We start from the raw sequence: 7,547 nt of genomic DNA, 5'->3' as shown, positions 1-7,547 counted from the left end.
GAATGCAAACAACATTTGGTTCATTAAACCCATCAGCTATGATTAAAGTGGTTTGGGGTATTGCGCAAGCATTGATTGCATTTATCTTATTATTCTCAGGTGGAGATAATGGATTAAATGCTCTACAAAATATGGCAATCATGACCGCCTTACCATTCTCTATCATCATTCTTTGTATGATGGTCAGCTTCTATAAAGATGCGAATAAAGAACGTAAATTCTTAGGTTTAACACTATCACCAAACAAACATAGATTAGAAGAATATACGAAAATTGCAGAAAATAGAAGCGGCAATAAATCAGAGTAATTATTAAATATAAGAAATAACTGGGACATAAATTTCAATTTCAAAATAGAGGACTAATTCGTTTTTCAAACGAATTAGTCCTTTTTGTATGAAAAATGTTTTGATTTTGTTCGTGCATGCTTGCCTTGGGATATGACTCGAGCCTGTAATCTCTCGCTCATATTATTTTCCAGGATTTCATTAAAATGCAAAATTGCGACTCAGCAAAACAATCGTTCAAAATGAGTAACTAATTGTATAACAACAAAACAAACGTCAACATCTATTCATATAATAGGTGTTGACGTTTAGGCTTAATACAAAAATATTAAATACTCATCTTTACAGCTATTTTAAAACGTAGAACTTTTTTATTTTATCTTTGTGATGTGAATCGAACAGTATAAAAAGATTTTAGCATGCTGTCATTTTTACAAAAATTGATGAATCTATCAAAATTGATTGAGCGTCATAATGTTTTCTTTCCTGTACTACATCCACGTTTAGAGCCACAAGAATTACATTTACCTGCTTTGGCTTTCTTGAAAAAGTTGAATAATGTAAAAACAACATAACTAATAATAGCTAGAAAGATAATTACATTGATAATAATCGTCATTAAATCACATCCTTAATAAAATAATAATCCAATTTGATAAAAGACAAATGAAAGTAAATATGCAGTGATTAATGGATATGCTACAGCCAATATAGTCCATTTAAGAGAATATGTTTCTTTACGAATGGTCGCAACCGTAGATAAACAAGGAATATATAGCAAGATGAAAATCATAAACGAATATGCTGATAATGGTGTGAAATGACTTTGTATAATATTTACAAGACCAGCTTCGTCTGATGCATAGATAATTGCCATCGAGCTAACGATAACTTCTTTTGCTAAGAATCCAGGTATTAACGTAGCACCCGCCTGCCATGAACCAAAACCTAATGGCGCAACTAATACAGCAAAGAAACTTCCAATTGAATGTAAAAAGCTATCATTAACATCGACATTGAAACCACCGGGACCGGTATAATTCAATAGCCAAATAATTACTGAACCAGCAAAGATAAATGTTCCTGCTTTTTTAACAAAACCTTTAGCTTTTTCCCATGTACTTCTCCACAGTGTTTTGACTGAAGGTAATCGGTAAGTAGGTAATTCGACAATAAATACAGAATCATCATTTTTTAATACTGTTTTCGTTAGTAATACACTTGTTAATAAAGCGACGACGATACCAAGTACGTATAAACTTAAGACGATGAGCGCCTGATGAGATTCAAAAAACACACCTACAAACAGTGCGTAAACGGGTAATCTCGCTGAACAAGACATAAATGGTGCAATCAAAATCGTTGTAAGTCTTTCTTTTTCACTTTCAATGCTACGCGCCGCCATAATACTTGGCACGTTACAACCAAATCCAATAATCATTGGTATAAAAGATTTACCACTAAGACCAAAGTATTCCATAATACGATCCATTAATATTGCAATACGAGACATATAACCAGAGTCTTCTAACAGAGAAATGAAGAAGAAAAGCACCAGTATTTGTGGCACAAATACAAGTACTGCACCCACGCCAGCAATAATTCCGTCATTGATCAAATCTTGTAAAAATGGAACGAGGCCTAACTTATCCATCAGGTTGGATACTGTATCTGTAAAGGTACCGCCTAAAAATTCATCTAATGCATCGGATATAGGTGTTCCAATCCAAGTGAATGTGACGTGGAAAATAAGCCACATAATGATTAAAAAGATTGGGATACCTAAATATTTATTTGTTAAAATACGATCTATACGATGAGTGAAATATTGTCGTTCTTCATCAGGATATTCAACTGTATCTTTTAAAATATTGTCTATATATGTATTGCGTGTTGCTTGTATTTCATCTCGTATAGAATTATCTAATTCTTCTGATAAATTTTGACGCAATAATGTTATTTCTTTCAAAACAGCGTCATCTAAAAAGTCATGAATTTTTGGATTTTCTAATAAAAATTGTATTGAGATAAAACGTGCCAATTGTTTATCAATAGAGGTGCTAGATGTTAAATGTGATTCAATTTGTGATATTGTAGCTTCAATGTGCTTACCATAATTTAATTTTAACGGTCTATTTTTGGATAAGCCATTGTCTTTCAAAGAATCTAATAATTGATGTGTGCCTTTTCCATTTCTTGCTATTATAGGTAGTAATGGCAATTTTAATTTTTTCATAAGTGCTTGCTGGTTGATACGAATACCACGTTTTGTAGCAACATCAACCATATTTAATCCAATAATTAAAGGTGCACCTAATTCCATTAGTTGAACTGTAAGCTGCAAATTACGTTTGAGTTGGCTGGCATCTATAATATTAATCATGCCAGAAAATTGACTATTCAATAAATAATCAGTAACAACCATTTCGTCTTTTGATATAGGTGATAATTCATAAATACCTGGTAAATCAACGAGGTCTCCAATATGTTGTTTGAGACGACCTACTTTTTTCTCTACAGTTACACCACTCCAGTTTCCTACATATTCGTATGTGCCAGTCAATGCGTTAAATAATGATGTTTTTCCAACGTTAGGGTTCCCTAAAATACAATAACTGTTAGTCATTGGCTTCCTCTAATTCGATCTGACATGCATCACAGCCACGAATACTTAAGCATTGACCATTCACTTCTAATATACAAGGACCCTTGAACAAGCACTTTTGTTTAATTTTTAACTTCGTACCATTCACTAAACCAAGTGCATTTAACCGATGACGCATGTGTTGATTTTTAATGTTCATTTCTTTGATTTTGTAACTCTTTTTTAAGTCTCCACTTTTTATGCTTAACATAAAACTCACTCTTTCTTATAATGAGATAATAATAATCATTATCAATTATACTATTATGTCAAATATAATAGAAGTAAATTTTAATATAATTCTGTGAATGTTTTGTTAAGCATTATTGCCTGTAACATATATTACTTTGTTTTTTTGATTTTAAAAAATAAAAAGACAAATCATTGAGCAAAGAAATTGCTATCACTACGATGTAATATTACACTTAAATTAAACAATAACTATACTAAGTATGAGATGAAATAACTCAGTCAAAAGACGTTTGGAAGATTAACTGGTGTTCAATGCTTTTGAGTTTCAGATATGAATCATAAATCGTTATATGAAAATATATGTGTGTTTAAAAATTGAATTACATATTGAGATAGGAGGGATTCAAATGGTTATCCGTGATAATAAACGCATAAAAGTAAAACGTTTAAATGAAACGCGCTCAAGTGGGATTTCTGTCATGATTGAAGAAGGTGGTTTGGGAGCTGACCAATATTATCAAATTGAAAAGCAAAATGCGAAAACATCTGAAGAACACTTACATCAATTTGAACATGAAGTAAGTGAAAAAAATAATGCTGAACTGATTGATTTATTAATTATAAATGCGCAAGAAAGTACGAATAAAGCGTATAGTGAGGCGTTAAAGACAATTCAGCAAGAAGTGTTAAACCGAATGAAATCATAAATATTGTATTTAAAACAAGATTTAATAAATAAGAAGATAACCAAGACTATTGATATAACTATTTACAGTTGTATCAATAGTCTTTTTAATATTTAAACATAGGTAAGACTTAGGGTACGCTAAATTAAGTGCTGCAGAAGTGAAATAATATTCAAATTAAAGTAGACCAACCACGATAATATAATCAACCATAAGGTATACAGCTATAAAAAGCCATGTAACACAGATATATTACTCGTATTTGTCGATGATATTGTTCAATTTATTTAAATAAGCTTCTTTTAGTTGCTTAGGATATATGATATGGACATTTTCACCTAAAGCAATTAAATAATTCACCATATAATCCAGTTCTTCAATATTATAACCACCAGTAATATAAGGTGTACCTTTTATATATTCTAAGTTCATATTGGGATAGTTGTTTTTGGAATATTGCTCTACTCCAAATGGTGTGAGCTGACATTTAAATGTAACATTATGATACGTGCTTTCATATTGTTCTTGAAATTCAGCAAGTTGTTCTTTTGTATAGTTATTTTTTCGCGAAAGATTGATTGTTAATTGTTCGATATAATCACATCGAAATGTACCCCATTTGTCATTTTTTATATCATATGCGCTACAGAACCATATGCCATTTCTATAGAACAACTCATAAATCTGTAATTCTGTATCAACTTTTTTGTATTGTGTATAACGGATGTGAACGGTTTGTTCATAGATGATAGATTTTAAAATACTAGATAAATATTTTACATGACTGACAGGTGGTACATTATGATAAGTAACAAAATCTAATGTTTTTAAGATCTTATGTTGCTGTTCCGTTGGTATTGTAGCTAATAATTTTTCACTGATTTGTGTATAAGATTTTTGAAAGGGTGTTGTAGATAATAAATCTAAAGCTTTAAGTGCAAAAAAGATTGCTAATACTTCATCATTATTAAAATATATGGGTGTTAACAAATTCTGTGAAATGATTTTATATCCGCCATAGCGCCCGTTTTCTACATATATACTAAGTCCCATGTTTTCTAATTCTTGTACATCTCTTAACGCTGTTCTTTTTGAAATATTAAATTCTCTCATTAAATCAATTAAATGAAAAGCATGTTTGTTACTTAAAAAGATAAGCTCTTGATTTAATCGTTCAGATTTTTTCATATTTTCTCCTTTAAAGGTGACTTATTTAGACACCATTGAAATATATACTTAGGTTAACAAATTTTTAAGGAGAATGTATATGAAAACTTTAATGATTAATGCACATCCTGATTTTAAAAAAGAAGATAGCTTTTCTTTTAAATTAAAAGAAATGTTTCTTGAAGCATATGGACAATTGTATCCAAATGAACAACCAGAAGTTTTGAATTTATATGACATTCAGTTGCCTCGTATTGAAAAAAATCAATTACTGAATGTATGGCACAAGCAACGTGAAGGAGAAAAATTATCCGAAGTAGAAGAACTGATTTCAACCAAAACATCAGAGTTACTACAACAATTTAAAGCGTATAAAAGAATTGTCATTATTTCACCATTACACAATTTTAATATTACGTCACGACTTAAAGATTATATAGATAATATTATGATTGCACGTGAAACGTTCAAATATACTGAAAATGGATCTGTAGGTTTAATGACAGATAATTATAAAGCGTTATACTTACAAGCAAGTGGTTCAATTTATACAAATGATGATCGTTATAAATTATTAGATTTTTCTTATCATTATTTGAAAGCGATGTTTGAAGATATTATGGGGTTTGAAGAATTTTATGTAGTTAGAGCTCAAGGAACTGCGATATTACCTGAAAATGACATTTTAAATGATGCAAAATTAGATTTAAAGCAAGTATTGCCATCATTTTATGCAAAATAAATTGATTGTAATAAGGAGATTAAGACAAAAATAAGATCATATCTTTCATATTATATACGTACCATATAAGAGATAGTTGTATGATAAATATATGAAAAAAGTATGTTTATATAGGTTTTGAAATTACTAAAATGTGTTTATTCAGCTAAGAAATATTTAAAATAATCATGCATTTGTAAAAGATTCTTTTTTAAAAGGATATGTACATTACAATTAAAAATCACTATACTGTAATACGTGTTTGTACATTATTAACAAGGAGAAAATTAATGAATCTTTTAAAACAAATTTTCAAAAAGGAAGATATTGCTAAATTTCAAAATAAAGATGCTCATTTAGAGCGTACATTAAGAATAAGAGACTTTTTAGCTTTAGGTGTCGGTACAATTGTTTCTACTGCTATTTTTACGTTGCCTGGTGTTGTAGCTGCAGATCACACGGGTCCTTCAGTCAGTTTATCCTTTCTAGTAGCAGCTATTGTGGCAGCATTGGTAGCATTTGTTTACGCAGAAATGGCATCTGTCATGCCTTTTGCTGGATCAGCATATACTTGGATTAGCATATTATTTGGAGAATTTTTTGGATGGATTGTAGGTTGGGCATTAATTGCTGAATATTTAATTGCGGTTGCATTTGTGGCATCAGGATTTTCAGCTAATTTGAGAGGTTTATTAGAGCCTTTTCATATATCACTACCTCAGTCATTATCTAACTCTCTCGGTACAGACGGAGGTATCGTTGATTTATTAGCAGCTATTGTAGTCATTATTACTGCGGTATTACTATACAGAGGAACGTCAGAAGCGGCCCGTGTTCAAAATGCACTCGTGATTCTCAAAGTATTGGCTATTTTCTTATTTATTATCGTAGGTTTATCAGTGATTGATATTGGTCATTACATACCTTTTATTCCAGAGTACCGTGAAACTGCAGCAGGTGCATTTGGTGGCTGGCAGGGAATATATGCAGGTAGCTCTGTCATTTTTGTTGCTTATATCGGTTTTGATTCTATCGCTTCAAACTCTGGTGAAGCGATTAATCCACAAAAAACAATGCCACGAGGGATTTTGGGCTCTTTACTGATTGCGGTTACTTTGTTTATAATCGTTTCACTTGTATTAGTGGGAATGTTTGACTATGCGCAATATAAAAATAATGCTGAACCAGTAGGTTGGGCATTGCGTATGAGTGGTCATAGTACCGTTGCGGTTATAGTGCAGGCAGTCTCAGTGATTGGTATGTTTACTGCTTTAATTGGTATGATGATGGCGGGTTCTCGCTTACTTTATTCATTTGGTAGGGATGGCATCTTACCGTCTTGGTTAGGAAAATTAGATAATAAGAATTTGCCAAACCGTGCGTTAATCGTACTATCGATTGTTGCAATTATTATTGGTTCTGTATTTCCGTTTGGTTTTTTAGCACAATTAATTTCAGCGGGTGCGCTTGTAGCTTTTATGTTTGTTACAGTAGGTATTTTCTCATTGCGTAAAAGAGAAGGTCATGATCTACCACAACCGGCATTTAAATTGCCTTTTTATCCATTGATGCCAGTGATTATTTTTATTTGTGTATTTATTGTGTTCTGGGGATTAAGTGGTCAGGCTAAAATTTATACATTAATTTGGTTCTGTGTCGGCATCATTTATTATGTATTGTATATTTTAAAGAATCTTAAAAACATCAAAAATTAAACATATTACGGTTTAAACATTAATAAAAAGTTTAATGGTTTAGACAAAATCTATGCATTGATTATTATAGTATGTGTTATTTCTTAGTTGAGTAGAAATTTGGAATTAATCGACATTGTTAATTCCGTTTCTACT

8 protein-coding genes are annotated in these 7,547 nt (G+C 31.1%); 4 read left to right on the top strand and 4 right to left on the bottom strand.

The annotated features are described in order from the left end of the window. Positions 1-308, top strand: a 308-nt coding sequence (locus tag HMPREF2586_RS05265) for a BCCT family transporter (protein ID WP_176747369.1), incomplete at its 5' end; no start/stop codon positions are given. Positions 309-756: 448 nt separating this feature from the next. Here HMPREF2586_RS05265 and HMPREF2586_RS12620 read toward each other — a convergent pair. Genes HMPREF2586_RS12620 through HMPREF2586_RS05255 form a run of 3 tightly spaced genes read right to left on the bottom strand, consistent with a single transcriptional unit; the run spans position 757 to position 3,142 of the window. After that, positions 757-906, bottom strand: a complete 150-nt coding sequence (locus tag HMPREF2586_RS12620; protein WP_073345459.1) for a FeoB-associated Cys-rich membrane protein — start codon at positions 904-906, stop codon at positions 757-759. 12 nt (positions 907-918) lie between these two features. Further along, a complete protein-coding gene (gene feoB / locus HMPREF2586_RS05260) occupies positions 919-2,913 on the bottom strand; it encodes a ferrous iron transport protein B (protein WP_046207161.1) in 1,995 nt (664 codons plus the stop codon). Further along, positions 2,906-3,142 carry a FeoA family protein gene (locus tag HMPREF2586_RS05255; RefSeq protein WP_046207160.1) on the bottom strand — a complete coding sequence of 79 codons (237 nt, stop codon included), beginning with the start codon at positions 3,140-3,142 and terminating at the stop codon, positions 2,906-2,908. The genes feoB and HMPREF2586_RS05255 overlap by 8 nt, the downstream gene beginning before the upstream one ends. A gap of 388 nt (positions 3,143-3,530) precedes the next feature. Between HMPREF2586_RS05255 and HMPREF2586_RS05250 the strand changes: the two genes are divergently transcribed. Continuing rightward, positions 3,531-3,830 (top strand): hypothetical protein, encoded by a 300-nt coding sequence (locus HMPREF2586_RS05250; protein WP_046207159.1) that lies wholly within the window; start codon positions 3,531-3,533, stop codon positions 3,828-3,830. A gap of 231 nt (positions 3,831-4,061) precedes the next feature. Here HMPREF2586_RS05250 and HMPREF2586_RS05245 read toward each other — a convergent pair whose 3' ends face one another. After that, the gene (locus HMPREF2586_RS05245; RefSeq protein WP_070657199.1) at positions 4,062-4,997 is read right to left on the bottom strand and encodes a helix-turn-helix transcriptional regulator; all 936 of its coding nucleotides are present in this window, start codon (positions 4,995-4,997) and stop codon (positions 4,062-4,064) included. 79 nt (positions 4,998-5,076) lie between these two features. On the opposite strand from HMPREF2586_RS05245, the gene HMPREF2586_RS05240 reads away from it, so the two are divergent. Together HMPREF2586_RS05240 and HMPREF2586_RS05235 are read left to right on the top strand one after the other, a co-directional pair. Then, a complete protein-coding gene (locus tag HMPREF2586_RS05240; protein ID WP_046207157.1) occupies positions 5,077-5,718 on the top strand; it encodes an FMN-dependent NADH-azoreductase in 642 nt (213 codons plus the stop codon). 269 nt (positions 5,719-5,987) lie between these two features. Further along, positions 5,988-7,412, top strand: coding sequence for an APC family permease (locus HMPREF2586_RS05235; protein ID WP_070657203.1), 1,425 nt, complete (start codon positions 5,988-5,990; stop codon positions 7,410-7,412). Positions 7,413-7,547 lie beyond the last annotated feature (135 nt).

Source organism: Staphylococcus sp. HMSC034G07, from assembly GCF_001835975.1.
In the GTDB taxonomy this organism is placed as follows: Bacteria; Bacillota; Bacilli; order Staphylococcales; family Staphylococcaceae; genus Staphylococcus; species Staphylococcus ureilyticus.
The sequence above is the reverse complement of the archived record's forward strand: the minus strand, read 5'-3'. Positions and strand labels throughout refer to the sequence as shown.